General features: G+C 68.2%; 16 protein-coding genes. 7 read left to right on the plus strand and 9 right to left on the minus strand.

Translation table 11 applies throughout. The features are described from left to right. Positions 1 to 2: 2 nt before the first annotated feature. Both RJ05_RS28715 and RJ05_RS28720 read right to left on the minus strand, forming a co-directional pair. Positions 3 to 278 (minus strand): hypothetical protein, encoded by a 276-nt coding sequence (locus RJ05_RS28715; protein ID WP_051017096.1) that lies wholly within the window; start codon positions 276 to 278, stop codon positions 3 to 5. Between the two features lie 87 nt (positions 279 to 365). Continuing rightward, the gene (locus tag RJ05_RS28720; protein WP_036543365.1) at positions 366 to 734 is read right to left on the minus strand and encodes a hypothetical protein; all 369 of its coding nucleotides are present in this window, start codon (positions 732 to 734) and stop codon (positions 366 to 368) included. 98 nt (positions 735 to 832) lie between these two features. On the opposite strand from RJ05_RS28720, the gene RJ05_RS28725 reads away from it, so the two are divergent. Together RJ05_RS28725 and RJ05_RS32665 are read left to right on the plus strand one after the other, a co-directional pair. Next, complete coding sequence (locus RJ05_RS28725) at positions 833 to 1,420, plus strand: DUF1214 domain-containing protein (protein WP_036543321.1); 588 nt, start codon at positions 833 to 835, stop codon at positions 1,418 to 1,420. Between the two features lie 62 nt (positions 1,421 to 1,482). Next, positions 1,483 to 1,719: a DUF1214 domain-containing protein gene (locus RJ05_RS32665; protein WP_104359793.1), complete on the plus strand. Its 237-nt coding sequence runs from the start codon at positions 1,483 to 1,485 to the stop codon at positions 1,717 to 1,719. A 40-nt stretch (positions 1,720 to 1,759) separates the two neighbouring features. Here RJ05_RS32665 and RJ05_RS28735 read toward each other — a convergent pair whose 3' ends face one another. Then, positions 1,760 to 2,263 carry a CinA family protein gene (locus tag RJ05_RS28735; RefSeq protein ID WP_036543326.1) on the minus strand — a complete coding sequence of 168 codons (504 nt, stop codon included), beginning with the start codon at positions 2,261 to 2,263 and terminating at the stop codon, positions 1,760 to 1,762. A 135-nt stretch (positions 2,264 to 2,398) separates the two neighbouring features. Here RJ05_RS28735 and RJ05_RS28740 point away from each other — a divergent pair, with 135 nt between their 5' ends. Next, positions 2,399 to 2,788: a hypothetical protein gene (locus RJ05_RS28740; protein WP_051017098.1), complete on the plus strand. Its 390-nt coding sequence runs from the start codon at positions 2,399 to 2,401 to the stop codon at positions 2,786 to 2,788. A gap of 500 nt (positions 2,789 to 3,288) precedes the next feature. Here RJ05_RS28740 and RJ05_RS28745 read toward each other — a convergent pair whose 3' ends face one another. Further along, positions 3,289 to 4,035: an IclR family transcriptional regulator gene (locus tag RJ05_RS28745; protein WP_036543327.1), complete on the minus strand. Its 747-nt coding sequence runs from the start codon at positions 4,033 to 4,035 to the stop codon at positions 3,289 to 3,291. Beyond that, complete coding sequence (locus tag RJ05_RS28750; protein WP_036543329.1) at positions 4,032 to 5,492, minus strand: APC family permease; 1,461 nt, start codon at positions 5,490 to 5,492, stop codon at positions 4,032 to 4,034. Before RJ05_RS28750 ends, RJ05_RS28745 begins: the two co-directional genes overlap by 4 nt. Before the next feature lie 254 nt (positions 5,493 to 5,746). On the opposite strand from RJ05_RS28750, the gene eat reads away from it, so the two are divergent. Genes eat through eutC form a run of 3 tightly spaced genes read left to right on the plus strand, consistent with a single transcriptional unit; the run spans position 5,747 to position 9,382 of the window. After that, positions 5,747 to 7,186, plus strand: coding sequence for an ethanolamine permease (eat, locus tag RJ05_RS28755; RefSeq protein ID WP_036543369.1), 1,440 nt, complete (start codon positions 5,747 to 5,749; stop codon positions 7,184 to 7,186). After that, positions 7,183 to 8,589, plus strand: coding sequence for an ethanolamine ammonia-lyase subunit EutB (locus tag RJ05_RS28760; RefSeq protein ID WP_036543330.1), 1,407 nt, complete (start codon positions 7,183 to 7,185; stop codon positions 8,587 to 8,589). Before eat ends, RJ05_RS28760 begins: the two co-directional genes overlap by 4 nt. Before the next feature lie 16 nt (positions 8,590 to 8,605). Then, positions 8,606 to 9,382, plus strand: a complete 777-nt coding sequence (gene eutC / locus RJ05_RS28765; RefSeq protein ID WP_051017107.1) for an ethanolamine ammonia-lyase subunit EutC — start codon at positions 8,606 to 8,608, stop codon at positions 9,380 to 9,382. Here the strand turns inward: eutC and RJ05_RS28770 are convergent. After that, complete coding sequence (locus RJ05_RS28770; protein ID WP_036543332.1) at positions 9,350 to 9,781, minus strand: MarR family winged helix-turn-helix transcriptional regulator; 432 nt, start codon at positions 9,779 to 9,781, stop codon at positions 9,350 to 9,352. The two genes, eutC and RJ05_RS28770, sit on opposite strands and share 33 nt — an antisense overlap. 109 nt (positions 9,782 to 9,890) lie before the next feature. Here RJ05_RS28770 and RJ05_RS28775 point away from each other — a divergent pair, with 109 nt between their 5' ends. Further along, positions 9,891 to 10,964, plus strand: a complete 1,074-nt coding sequence (locus RJ05_RS28775) for a substrate-binding domain-containing protein (RefSeq protein WP_036543334.1) — start codon at positions 9,891 to 9,893, stop codon at positions 10,962 to 10,964. Positions 10,965 to 11,021: 57 nt separating this feature from the next. Here RJ05_RS28775 and RJ05_RS28780 read toward each other — a convergent pair whose 3' ends face one another. Genes RJ05_RS28780 through RJ05_RS28790 form a run of 3 tightly spaced genes read right to left on the minus strand, consistent with a single transcriptional unit; the run spans position 11,022 to position 13,771 of the window. Then, positions 11,022 to 12,059, minus strand: a complete 1,038-nt coding sequence (locus RJ05_RS28780; protein WP_036543337.1) for an AAA family ATPase — start codon at positions 12,057 to 12,059, stop codon at positions 11,022 to 11,024. Positions 12,060 to 12,068: 9 nt separating this feature from the next. Further along, complete coding sequence (locus RJ05_RS28785) at positions 12,069 to 13,106, minus strand: aliphatic amidase (RefSeq protein ID WP_036543339.1); 1,038 nt, start codon at positions 13,104 to 13,106, stop codon at positions 12,069 to 12,071. Positions 13,107 to 13,150: 44 nt separating this feature from the next. Beyond that, on the minus strand, positions 13,151 to 13,771 hold the full coding sequence (locus RJ05_RS28790; RefSeq protein ID WP_036543375.1) for an AmiS/UreI family transporter: 621 nt from the start codon (positions 13,769 to 13,771) through the stop codon (positions 13,151 to 13,153). Positions 13,772 to 13,831: the final 60 nt, after the last annotated feature.

Genomic DNA, 13,831 nt, shown 5'->3' on the forward strand with positions numbered 1-13,831 from the left:
CCTCATGCGCCCAATAGCCGGATCTTGTCGTCGAGCAAGGCCGCGTGGGTGTGCAGCTGGGCCTCCTCCGGCTGCGCCCCGATTTGGTCGGCCAGATCCGCTCGGGTGACGACCACTATGCCGTCGCGGTCCTCGACCGGCCCGGTATGCAGCTGGATGCGGCCCTCTACCAGCAGCAGGCAACTGTTCGGGTCCGCGTCGAGCAGCCGACGAAGATCGGCGGCGTCGACCTGGGTTCGGGAGGTCTCAGGGTGCTCTGCGGAATTGTCGGTGCTCATACCCGGCGGTTGCCCGCCCACGGCGAGAGGAAACGGCTGCGGGCACAAGCAGCGGCGGAAACTCGCCGATCCATGGCACCGCGCGCATCACTGAGCGCGATGATCGTGCCGGTAGCGCCACCAGGCGGCCAGCCAGCCGACCTCCATGGCGGCGTCGAGCAGATAGCTCTTCGGTATGCGTCCCTTCGGGACATAGACCAGGTCGATGAGCAGCAGCGTCGCCGCGGTCGCGATGCCGATGTCGGCGGCGCTGCGGACACCGCCGGGTCTGCCGGTGGCCAGCAATTGGACGGTGCCGTTGGCCACGAGCAACCCCGCGACCGTCGATTGGAGCCACTCGTCTTCCTTGTGCCCGAAGACGGCTTCGAAGCTGCGGCGATGGAGCAGCGGCCAGCCGCCACCGACGACATTGAACATCCCGTTGGCCATCGCGAGCCCAGAGCTCGATAACGCCATCGCAACCTCCATGCGCTGAGGCGAGAACGACTGTGACCGGCGTACCCGCGTCGACCTCTGCCAAACAGGCGTCCCGGTGCCATCGACAGCTCATCCGGATGAGCGCCGGGCGCGACCCGCGGGGCCGCCGATCGCCTGGTGTAGAGGCGGGCCGTCGAGGCGTCGGGGAGTTCGGCGCCGATGAAGGCAATGGCGCGCGCTACCTGATCCTGCCACCCGGATTCGACGGCACGGTGCTCGATGGCTATCTCGTTCTGTCCTCGGATATCGATCGGACGTATGCCTTGCTGCGGTCGGTGCTGGTCAACTTACGGGATAGGCGCGGCGAGATCCTCCGATCCGACCGCACCTATCGCATGCGCGTGCCCGCCGAGGTCCCGGTATCCCAGTACTGGTCGGTCACGATGTACGACGGCGAGGACCACACCCTCATCCGCGGCAACACCACGTACTCGGTGTCCTCCCAGAAACCCGGCCTACGGGTCAATGATGATGGCTCCGTCGATGTCTACTTCGGCCCCAAGGCAATACCAGGGCTGGAGGCCAACTTCATCGGCACCGGTGACAGTGAGACATTCGAGTTGATGTTCCGCTTCTATGGCGTGGGCCACGGGGTCATGAACAAGCAGTGGCAGCTCGAAGACCCCGAGGCCGTCGACGTCACCGAGCTCACCGCCACGCGGTGAGCTGCGACAGCTGGGCCATAGGCGCTCAATGCAACAGCGTCCCAAGGGATCTCGCAAACCGTGTGGCGGCATCGACCTGCGCCTGGATCACCTGGGCGCGAGCCGAGGTGCCCGTCGAGCACAGGGCGCCGGGCACCTATCTGCAGCCCGACTCGCCGGCCGACCCTGATCGGATGCGCAACTGGCTCCCGACCCCGGCAGGCGACACCTTCCAGCTCGCCGCTCGGTTCTACGGGCCCGCCTCCGGACTCCTCGACGGCACCTATCCGATGCCGAAACCCGTCCGCGCCACCAACTGAGGTCGAACGATGAAACGTTTGCCTACGGGCGCGGCCGCCATCACTCGGTGATCATTCTCGCCATCGACAGCAGGAGTTCGATCGCGTACTGCACTGATTGTTCGAGGATCTCGGCCGGGTCGCCGTCGAACTGCCGGTGGCTTGTCCGCACGTCAGCGCGCGAGCTGGTGCAGAACCACACCGATCCGGCGGGTTCGCCGTCTTGGGGGCCAGGACCACCGACGCCGGTGGTGGCGACGGCGATATCGGCGTCCATCAGGGTTCGGACGCCCTCGGCCATAGCGGTTGCCGCGGTCTCGGAAACCACGGGAACGTCGGGGACGTCGAGGACGCGGTGTTTGACCTCGGCCGCGTAGGCGATGACGCCGCCGCGAAACCAAGCCGCGGAATCCGGTGCGGCACCCAGGGCGGCGGCGAGATTGCCCGCGGTCAACGATTCGGCGACGGCTACCGTCAGGCCATGTCGTTCGGCGAGATCGGCGAGCTGGTTGGCGATCGCGTTCATGGTCTCCTTCGGTAGCCGGGTGGACGTTGGTGCGGTCATCAGCGTAGTTCGGCCGGCGGAACATGCCGCCGGGGCAAGGTCGGATCCGACGGCGGCAGGCGCCGGCCGACATCCGTCCCGGCTCTCGATCACCCTGCTGCGCAACGTCTACGGTGTCTGTAGTAGACATTCGGGATGGGCTTCGCACCTTCTCCCCGGCGCACGGCCGTCGCCGTCACGCTCATCGGCACGGCGATCGCCTTCATCGGCATCGGCGGTATTCGGCTCCTCGGTGCGGAGTCTGTTGTCGGTGTGGACCAGAACTTGGGGTACGCCCTGCTGTGGCCGGTGTTCGGCGGGTTCCTGGTCTTCGCCCTGCTGCGTAGTCGGCAATGGGAGCAGTCCGCGCCGAGCTCACCGTCGGAAGCGCCCGACGACCGGCTCGCGCCGCCTGTCGTCGCACGGCGCCCGGAGTACGTCTCGCACGGGGACCGGGAGCTGGCCGACTACAACCGCTACCTCGCCCGGCTGCATGCGGAAGATATGCGGGCCCGGCTCGAGGCGGCGGGGCTCGACCTGCGGTGAGGACGGCGCTGTGTGCGCTCATCGTGTCCGCCGGGCCTGCCCGGCCCGGCCCCCGGGCTCCTGCTGCTCGTCGATACCTGGCGCACGCTCGCCCGAGCAGGCGATCGACGCGCGCCGGCTACCGACCTCATCCCGATCGGGTGTAGCGCGGCCTGGCTCGATGGCCTGGCCGGCGCGGAACTCGCCGAGCCCGCGGAGGATATTCCGCCGCACCTACCCACCGGGTGCCGATGCCCAGCTCGAGCTGCTGACCAGGGTCGATGTCACCGCTGACCTGGCCGGGATCACGATTCCGGCACTCGTCGTCGCCGGAGCGCACGATCAGGTGATCTCGCGGCACTCACCGACGAACTCGCACACGGAATCGCGGGAGCCGAAGCGGTGGTGCTGGACTCGGGCCACGCGCTGGCCGCGGAACGCCCCGAGGAATGGGCCGACGCGGCACCGGATTCCTGTCCCTGATCGGCCACAGTCATCAGCCGGCGCGAATATCCTAGGACTCAATACAGCAGCGCCCCAAGGGATCTCGCGCACCGTGCGGCGGCATCGACCTGCGCCTGGATCACCTGGGCGCGAGCCGAGGTCCCCGCCAGGCACAGGGCGCCGCGCACCCTCCCCTCCGCATCACTGATCGGCAGCGCGGCGCAGCTCAGTTCGGGCTCCAGTTCGTCGATCTGGGTCGCGACGCCCGCCCGGCGCACCGCCTCGAGCTGGGCGTGGAGGGTGGCGTGATCGGTCACCGTGGCGGGCGTGAGGCGGGGGAGTCGGGAGGGGAGTGCGTCGAGGGCGGCGGGGTCGTGGGCGAGCAGCAGCTTGCCGGCCGCCGAGGCGTGCGGGTACCGGACCAGTTCTCGCTCGGCTCGCACGGGATGATCCGGATCGGCGTCGATGACATGCACCGTGCCGGCCCGGAATCCCATGACGTGCACCCCGAAGCGCACCGACGAGCGCAACTCCTCGATCGCCGCGCGGGCGGCGAACGGCATGATCGGCCGAGCGGCCGCACTGATCAACCCGTCCAGCCGGGCGCCGAGCCCGAAGCCGCGTAGATCGGAGGTGCGCACCAGGTATTCCTCGGCGACCAGGGCGTTGAGCAGCCGGTAGGCGGTGGCGGCGGGCAGGTGCAGTGCCGCGGCGATCTCCTTGGCCGTCACGCCGAGCCCGAGGGTGGCGACCACTTCGAGGATGCGCAGCGAGTTCGAGACGGTGCTCGGGTGATGCCGGGACGGATCGCGCAACGGGCTCATCGGAACGTGGCCGCCCGTGCGAGGTCGGAGCGCTGCGTCTCGTCGTAGATGCCGACCGCGGCCAGCCGCGCGGGCCGGAAGACCGTCAGACAACCGGTGTAGACCACCGCGGCCACCATGATGAGGCCGTACACCAGGATCACCCGGTTGCCGTCCCGCACCGTCGAGATCGCCGCGTTGCCCGCGAGAAACAGCAGCAACGTGGCGGTGAGCGCGCCGAGCACCCACAGCCGCGCGCTGTTCTCCCCGATCCGCCGCAGCAGCACCGGCGCCGACACGCAGACCGCGAAATAGCTACCCAGATATCCGCAGGCACTCAGGGTGAGGAACGCGCGCAACCCGTCTTCGGGCGTCGCCCCCACGGCCAGCACCACCACCGGCACCACCGCCACCACCGCGAGCGCGGCCAACGCCGCGTGTGAGGGCGTGCGGAAACGCGGATGCACGTGGCCGAAGGCGCGTGGCGCGACCCCCTCCCGGCCCATGCAGAACAGCACCCGCACCAGTGCGTTCATCGAGGCCAGCGTGCAGGCGAAAAAGGAGGCGGCGATACCGAGGTCCAGGAAGGCGGCCAGCGTGCGGGAGCCGTCGGCGACGAGCAGTTCCACCAAGGGCGTGGAGCTGCCCGCGGCCGGCGACTGGTGCAGCGCGATGGCCAGCACCGGCACGGCGGTGAGGTAGATCGCCGCCGACAGCGCCGGCGTCCACGCCAGCGCGCGGGGGATCGAGCGAAACGGTTGCTGCGCTTCCCCGCTGAGCGTTGTGGAGCTCTCGAATCCGACGAACGCGCTCACCGCCACGACCACGCCGACGGCGAGCAACTGGAGGTCACCGTCGAAGGTGAACGCCGAACTCGCCGGGGCATCGGTGTGCTGGGTCGTCATCAGCACCAGCAGCACCGCGGCGACGATCACGATCGACACACACTCCACCCCGAGTGTGGTCCACGCCGACATCCGGATGCCCCGGATGAGGACCAGGCCGACGGCGAGCGCCGCCACCACCGCGACCGCCCCCACCGTCACGGCGGGTGTGCCGCGCGCGAGGCCAACACTCGCCGCCACATGCGCGAGGTAGGCGCCGACCGCGATGAGACCCGCGATGGACACCGCCCCGTAACCGACGATCGCCGACCATCCGGTCGGCACCGCCGCTTTCGGGCCGAGCCCCCGCGCGACGTAGGTGTAGAGCCCGCCCACCGACGCCATCCGCTGCGCCATCGGCCGGATGCAGCCCGCGACCAGCACGGTGAGCACCGCCGCGCACACGAACGCGACCAGCGCGCCGCCACCCCCGGCGGTCGCCAGCACCAGCGCGGGCGTCACGCCCGCGGTCCCGGCGGGCGCTACCGCGGCGACCGACTGGGCAAGCACGGGAGCGAACGGCAAGCGCCGCCGGTCCAGCCCGCGCACCGGCGACTTCTCGGCGATCAGGTGCCGCCCCTGCGCCTCGGGCATCGCGCTCCGTCCTGTCTGCACGACGCCGACGACCGGCGCCGTATCGACGATTATCACAAGCCCACCGGAGGAAATGTTTCCGGCGTGTTACGCGGGGTGGGAATTTCCGGCGCACGATTTCTCACAGGAGATTCGACAAACGTAGGCCGCCCGTCATATCCGCTCAGTACGTTGTGCCGACGTGAGCAATTGCGCAGGTTGCGCCCGCGATCGCTGCTCGCAGCCGAATATCCGATGTCCGTATGGAGCCGCAGATGTCTGTTCTCGACGCCGACAAATCCCGGAATCAGGGAAGTGAATCGCACCAGGAATCCAGCGATTATCTGGCCAGACGCCAGCTGAAGCGGGGCAGCGCCGGCTGGCTGCTGCTGGCCGGGCTCGGGGTGAGCTATGTGATCTCCGGCGACTATTCCGGCTGGAACTTCGGCCTGGAACAAGGCGGATTCGGTGGCCTGGCCATCGCCGCCGTGATCATCGCCGCCATGTACCTGGCCATGGTGCTGGGAATGGCCGAGATGAGTTCGGCGCTACCCGCGGCGGGCGGTGGATATACCTTCGCTCGGCGCGCGCTCGGACCCTGGGGCGGATTCGCCACCGGCACGGCCATTCTCATCGAATACGCCATCGCACCGGCCGCGATCGCCACCTTCATCGGCGCCTACGTGGAATCGCTCGGATTGTTCGGCATCCACGACGGCTGGTGGGTGTATCTGGCCGTGTACGCGGTGTTCATCGGGATCCATCTCAGCGGCGTCGGCGAGGCGCTGAAGGTGATGTTCGTGATCACCGCCATCGCGCTGGTCGGCCTGATCGTGTTCGTCGTCGCGGCCATCGGGCACTTCGAGGTGGCCAACCTGACGAACATCCCGGTGAGCGACGCCGCGGGCGCCTCGAGTGTGCTGCCGCATGGTTATCTCGGCATCTGGGCGGCGATCCCGTTCGCGATCTGGTTCTTCCTCGCGGTGGAGGGTGTGCCGCTGGCGGCGGAGGAGACGAAAGATCCCGAGCGCAATGTCCCGCGCGGCATCGTCGCCGCGATGGGGGTCTTGCTGGTGACCTGCGCACTCGTGCTGGTGCTCACCACCGGCGCCGGCGGAGCCGAGGCCATGCAGTCCTCGGGCAACCCGCTGGTGGAAGCGCTCGGCGACAGCGGCGCGGCCAAGATCGTGAACTACATCGGCCTGGCCGGTCTGATCGCCAGCTTCTTCTCCATCATCTACGCCTACTCCCGCCAGCTGTTCGCGCTCTCGCGGGCGGGCTATCTGCCGAAATCGTTGTCGGTCACCAACTCTCGCAAGGCACCGGTCCTCGCGCTGATCGTGCCCGGTGCGATCGGATTCGGGCTCACCTTCACCGGTCAGGGCGCGATGCTGCTGAATATGGCCGTCTTCGGCGCCGCGCTCAGCTATGTGTTGATGATGACCAGCCACATCGTGCTGCGCCGCCGCGAGCCGGGGATGGCGCGGCCCTACCGCACCCCGGGCGGCATCGCCACCACCGGTTTCGCGCTGGTCGTCGCCGCGTTCGCGGTGGTCGCCACCTTCCTGGTGGACACCAAGGCCGCGCTGTGCTGCCTGGCGGTGTTCGCCGCGTTCCTGGCCTACTTCGGTCTCTACAGCCGCCACCGGCTGGTCGCGAACTCGCCCGACGAGGAGTTCGCGGTGCTGGCCCGCGCCGAGGAGGAACTCGAATGACCTACCACCAGAGCGTTTCCGGCCGGAACTTCAGCTTCGGCTCGCTGGTGGAAGTGCTGGCCAAGGCCTCACCGTTGCGCTCGGGGGACCAGCTCGCCGGCTGCGCGGCCGAATCCGACGCCGAACGCGCCGCCGCCTGCTGGGTACTGGCCGACCTCCCGCTGACCACCTTCCTCGACGAACAGGTCGTGCCGTACGAAACCGACGACGTGACCCGCCTGATCGTCGACGGCCACGACCGGGCGGCCTTCGCCCCGATCGCGCACCTCACCGTCGGCGGCTTCCGCGACTGGCTACTGGCCACCGCCGCCACACCCGGCGCCGCGGCCGCCCTGTCCGCGATCGCGGCCGGCCTGACGCCGGAAATGGTGGCGGCGGTCTCGAAGATCATGCGCAACCAGGACCTGATCGCGGTGGCCAAGGCGATCACGGTGACCTCGGCCTTCCGCACGACGATCGGTTTGCCCGGCCGGATCGCCACCCGCCTGCAGCCGAACCATCCCACCGACGATCCGCGCGGCATCGCCGCCGCGACCCTCGACGGACTGCTGATGGGCTGCGGCGACGCCGTCATCGGCATCAACCCCGCGACCGATTCGCCAAGGGCGACAGCGGATCTGCTGCATCTGCTCGATGATGTGCGTACCCGTTTCGACATCCCGATGCAATCGTGTGTGCTCTCCCACGTGACCACGACGATGGAACTCATCGACAACAACGTTCCCGTCGATCTGGTGTTCCAGTCCATCGCGGGCACCGAAGGCGCCAACGCGAGTTTCGGCGTGACGCTGCCCTTGCTGGCCGAGGCGAACGAAGCGGCTCGGGCGCTGGGGCGCGGGACGGTCGGAAACAACGTGATGTATCTGGAAACCGGTCAGGGGTCGGCGCTTTCAGCGGGAGCGCATGTGGGCACCGGTGGGCGACCGGTGGATCAGCAGACGCTGGAGGCGCGGGCCTACGCGGTGGCGCGGGCGCTCGATCCGCTACTGGTGAACACCGTCGTCGGTTTCATCGGCCCCGAGTATTTGTACGACGGCAAGCAGATCATCCGCGCCGGGCTCGAGGATCACTTCTGCGGCAAGCTGCTCGGGCTGCCGATGGGCGTCGACGTCTGCTACACCAACCACGCCGAAGCCGACCAGGACGATATGGACACCTTGCTCACGCTGCTCGGGGTCGCGGGCGCGGCGTTCGTGATCGCGGTGCCGGGCGCCGACGACGTCATGCTCGGCTATCAGAGCCTGTCGTTCCACGACGCGCTGTATGTGCGTCAGGTGCTGGGGCTGCGGGCCGCACCCGAGTTCGAGGCCTGGCTGCGCGGGCTCGGGATGGCCGACGATTCGGGCCGGATCCTGCCGGTGGATGCGGCCGCGTCACCGCTGCTCGCCCTCACCGCCCGCTGACCAGGAGGATCTTTCCGTGGAGATCGACAACGCCGCCGATTCCCCGCACGACGTGTGGGCGCCGTTGCGCCGCACCACCCAGGCCAGAATCGGGTTGGGCCGCACCGGCAGTGCCCTGCCCACCCAGCGGGTGCTGGAGTTCCGTGCCGCGCACGCTGCCGCCCGTGACGCCGTGCACCTGCCAATCGACGCCGCCGTCCTCGGCGAGCGGATCGCGGACCTGGGCCTCGGTGCTCCGGCCGTCGTCCGCAGCAAAGCGAGCGACCGAAGCCAATACCTGCGCCGCCCCGATCTCGGCCGCAGCCCGGCCGACCTGTCATCGCTGTCGCACACCGGTGCCGATATCGGCTTCGTGCTGGCCGACGGTCTGTCGCCGCGCGCTCTCGACGAACACGGTCCCGGCCTGCTCGAAGCGCTGACCGAGGAGCTGCGCCCGCACTACAGCCTCGCCCCGCCGGTGCTCGCGGTGCAGGCCCGCGTGGCTCTGGGCGACCATATCGGCGCAGCGCTCGGCGTGCGGACCCTGATCATGCTCATCGGTGAACGCCCCGGTCTCTCGGTCGCCGACAGCCTCGGCATCTACCTCACCCACCTGCCCCGGCCCGGCCGCACCGACGCCGACCGCAACTGCGTCTCCAACATCCACCCGCCCGAAGGGCTCGGTTACCGCCGCGCGGCCGCCATCACCGCCGGCCTGGTCGCGGGTGCCCGCGCGCTCGGCCGCTCCGGCGTCGCCCTCAAAGACACCTCGGGCGAGGAACTAGCGGGAACGGAGTCGGTGGCGTTGGAGTGAGCGGACCAGCGGGTTGCTGTCGTTGGCCGCGGCCCAGTCGCGTTCGGCGGCCTGGATCAGGGGGTTGAGCTTCTGATACAGCTCCGTCCCGCGTTTGCTCAGGTGCAGGCGCACGCGTCGCCGGTCGGCGGCGTCGACCTCCCGGAATACCAGCGCCTTCGACACCAAACGGTCGGTGACGCGGGAGAGCGTCGGGGCGGAGGTCAGGGTTCTGTTGCGCAGTTCGGTCATCGTGAGTTCGGGTGCGCTCGCCAAGGTGGCGATCGCCAGCCAGTCATCGATGCCGAGGCCGGTCTCGGCGAGGTGGCGTTCGACGGCGGCGGTCAGTTCGCGGGCGGTGGTGAGGAGCAGCGTCGTCAGCGAAGGGTCGCTGTCGGTGGTTGCGACGTCGTGCTCCATCGAATCCTCTCGAACCGTTGCGGCCGGGTCGATCGACCTGAATACTTTCACCTGAAATGATATCAGCGTCGGTCGTGACTTCACGCCTGTCGGCCCGCCGGGATAGTCGATGAACCGCGGTCCGGTGCTCAGGCGTGCCCGCGCCGACGTCTGGCGGCTGGCCCTGGTGATTCCGCTGCAAGGGCCGGCGGGGTTGTTCGGTGCGTCCTGCGAGGCGGTCGGCGAGTTGCTCGCCCATGATCTGAACGCGGCCGGCGGTGTGCTCGGCCGCGAGGTCGTGCTCGAGATCGTCGACGGTGGCGCCGCGCCGTCGCGGGTGGCGGCGCAGGTGGCCCGGCTGGCCGATGCCGGCCACATCGACGCGGTGAGCGGATGGCACATCTCATCGGTGCGCAACGCGCTCGCGCCGGTGCTGGCCGGGCGGATCCCGTACGCGTACAGCTCCCTGTACGAGGGCGGGGAGACCCGGCCCGGGGTGTATTGCTGCGGTGAGACGCCGCGTCAGCAGATCGCACCGGCCCTGCGGTGGCTGCGCGACAACACCGGCACCCGCAAGTGGTTCGTCGTCGGCGACGATTACGTGTGGCCGCAGCAATCGCTGAGTGCGGTCCGGCGATTCGCCGCCGAACTCGGGCTGGATCTCGTCGGCGGCGCGTTCGTGAAGCTCGGCGGCGGGAATATGCGCACGGTGGTCGAGCAAGTCGCGCGGTCGGGCTGTGAGTCGGTGCTCATGCTGCTGGTCGGTCAGGACGCCGTGCAGTTCAATCGAGCGTTCGCCCGGCGTGGGCTGCAGGACTCGATCTTGCGGTTCAGCCCGCTCATGGACGAGAACATGTTGCTGGCCAGCGGCGCCGACGCGACACGCGGACTCGTGGTGGCCTCGGGCTATTTCCGTTCCCTGACCGACGGCAATGCGATGGAGCTGGTCCGTGGATACACCGGTTTGCACGGCCCGGTCGCTCCGGCCATCGGTGCGGCCGCCGAATCCTGCTATGAGGGAGGGCAATTGCTGGCCGCGATGGCTCGTCGCGCCGGCCGGCTCGACGATCTGAACCCCGTCCCGCACGGCATCGCCTATGAGGGTCCGCGCGGAACAATCGAGTTCCAGGGAATCGAGGCCAAGCAGCGCATCCACCTGGCGGTAGCGAATGGCTTCGATTTCGACATCGTGACGTGCCTCTGATCGGCGTGCCACCCAGTGGGGCACGCCGATCAGCGCAGTGGGATTCCGTGCGGCGGCTCAGTCGACTTCGTCGATGCGATAGACCAACACACGGTCGTCGCGAACGGCCACTGACAACGTCAGCGGTTCCCCGGCGGTGCGGTGCTGCAGGATCGCCTCGGCGATCGGGGCGGCGACCCGGCACCGGAGCCGTCGCCGCATGGCGCGAGCGCCGAACGCGGGATCGAACCCTTCCACGGCCAGCAGGTCGATGACCGAGTCCGCGCACGTGAGCTGCACGCCCCGGCGGCGGAGCCGGGCGGCGAGCCGGTCGGTCTCCAGCCGGGCGATCCGGCGTGCGGTGTCGGCCGTGATCGGGTTCAGCACGACGATCTCGTCGATCCGGTTGTAGAACTCCGGATCGAGGAACCGCTGCACCGCCTCGAGCGTGAGCTCTCGATGCCGCGCGCCGTTATCGGTGCGCAGACGCGGCCGCCATCGAGTGCGCCGGTGCACCCATTGCGCGGAGCCCAGATTGGAGGTCAGGAAGACATAACAGTTGCGAAAGGAAATGCGTTCCTTGCCATTGGCCAAACGCAGCTCCCCGGTGTCGAGCACATGCAATAGTGCCCGCAGCACGGTCACATCGGCCTTCTCGATCTCATCGAACAACACGATCCCCGGCCGATAACTGGTGCCTTCGACGGTATCCCGGTCGAAAATGGTCAGCGATTCCTTGCTGCCGGCATAACCGGGCGGCGCGCCGCTGAACGATGCGGCGTAGTGTTCTTGCGCCAGGGCGTTCATATCCACTCGGCACAAATCATCCGGGCCGCTGCGCAACTCGGCGGCCAGCCGGCGGACGAGCTCGGTTTTGCCGACTCCGGTGGGGCCCGCGAGCAGCACACTGGCCAACGGGCCGTGCGGGTCCGTGGCGCCGACGTGCGCGAGGGTCACCGCGCGCACGACGGCGTCGATGGCGTCGGCTTGTCCGAGGACGGATTCACCGAGCCGGGTTGCCAGCGCCTGCCGATCGAATCCGGTGGCCGAAGCGGGGCGCGCCGGTGCGACGGGCGCCCGGTTCTGGTCCTGGAGCATGTCGGTCAGGAATGGCACGAATTCCTCCTAGGCCTCGGTGGTCTGTTCGACGGGCAGCGCACCGACCCGGCACTCGGCGACCCCGACGGTGTCGCGGGTCAACTCCTCGACCTGTTGTTGCGCCTTGACCGCATCGGTCACCCACAACTTGTAGAACTCGAAGGGGCAGTCGGCCACCCCGCGATCGCCGTCACCGGCGGCATGCACGCCGGAGTAGCCGCGGTGCAACAGTTTGAACAAATGGTTCTGGGATTGGTCGTTCGCGCGCGCGTCTCGAATCGCGGCGACCGACAGCTGGGCGTACTGGATTCCGTATTCCTCCTCGCCGGTTTCGCCGAGGGTTCGGCCATCGAACCCGATGATGGCCGAATGCCCGAAGTAGGAATAGACGCCGTCGAACCCGGCGGCATTCGCGACGGCGACATAGCAATTGTTGGCCCACGCCATGGCCTTGGCCATGAGCACCTGCTGATCTTTGGCCGGATACATGTAGCCCTGGCAGCGCACGATCAACTCCGCGCCCTTCATCGCGCAGTCGCGCCAGATCTCCGGGTAGTTGCCGTCGTCGCAGATGATCAGCGACACCTTCAGGCCTTTGGGCCCTTCGGTGACGTAGGTGGTGTCGCCCGGATACCATCCCTCGATCGGGCACCAGGGCAGGATCTTTCGATATTTCTGCGCGATCTCGCCCCGGTCGTTGATCAGGATCAGCGTGTTGTAGGGCGGCTTGTTCGGGTGGTCCTCGTGCTGCTCGCCGGTGATCGAGAAGACACCCCAGACGCCGGCTTGCCGGCATGCGGCCGAGAAGATCTCGGTTTCCGCGCCGGGCACGGTCGCGGCGGTCGCGTACATCTCCTGCTCGTCGTACATGATTCCCTGAGTCGAGTACTCGGGAAAGATCACCAGATCCATCCCCGGTAGACCGGTTTTCATGCCGATCAGCATCTCCGCGATCTTGTGCGCGTTGGCGAGGACCTCGGCTTTCGTATGCAGGCGCGGCATCTTGTAATTGACCACCGCGACGCCGACGGTGTCGGGGCTGGATGAAATATCACCGTGTCGCATTCGATTTCTCCTTTGTCGGACCCGTTTCGGGCGATCGGCGCGGTTCAGGAAGCCGCGGGAACATTCGTGGGCGCGAGGCGGTACCGGCCGGCGAGCAACCAGGCGACGCCGAGCGCGGCGACGACTCCGGCGGCCCAGACCGCGGCCATGCCTGCGGTGGGGTGGAAGTTGCCGGTCAGCGCCAAGAGCGCCGGGACGGTGCACGTCGGCAGGCTCAGCAGCACGGCGGCCCAGCCGGTGAAGCGGGTCAGTCCGTCCACGCCGAGGCCGAGGACCAGGAAGAACAGGCCCCACAGCAGCGCCCACGCGATCCAGATGACACCGAAGACCGGATCCGCCATCCGTCCGAACGAGATCCAGGCGTACACCAGGGCCGCCGCGGCGACGAAGGCCGAAAACCAGCCGATCCCTTGGGGTTCGCATCCGGCGAGCGTGCCGATTCCCACGTAGAGGTAGGTGAAACCGAACAGGTACACACCCGATGCGGACAGGATCGTTGCCGGGTCCCCGGCGGACTGGATGAGCACGATCGTCGGCAGCACGCACTGCATAGCTCCGACGAACAGATTGAGCACGGCCGCCGAGCGAGGCGGGACAACGCCGAGCAGCATGAGTCCGTTCACCAGGAGAACGGCTCCGACGTACAGCAGACCGACACTGCCCATGACCACCACCATTAGTTTCACATGAAATGATTTCAGATGAAAATACGTGTGGTGGGTCAC

The organism is Nocardia cyriacigeorgica NBRC 100375 (assembly GCF_000308555.1).
GTDB lineage: Bacteria > Actinomycetota > Actinomycetes > Mycobacteriales > Mycobacteriaceae > Nocardia > Nocardia cyriacigeorgica.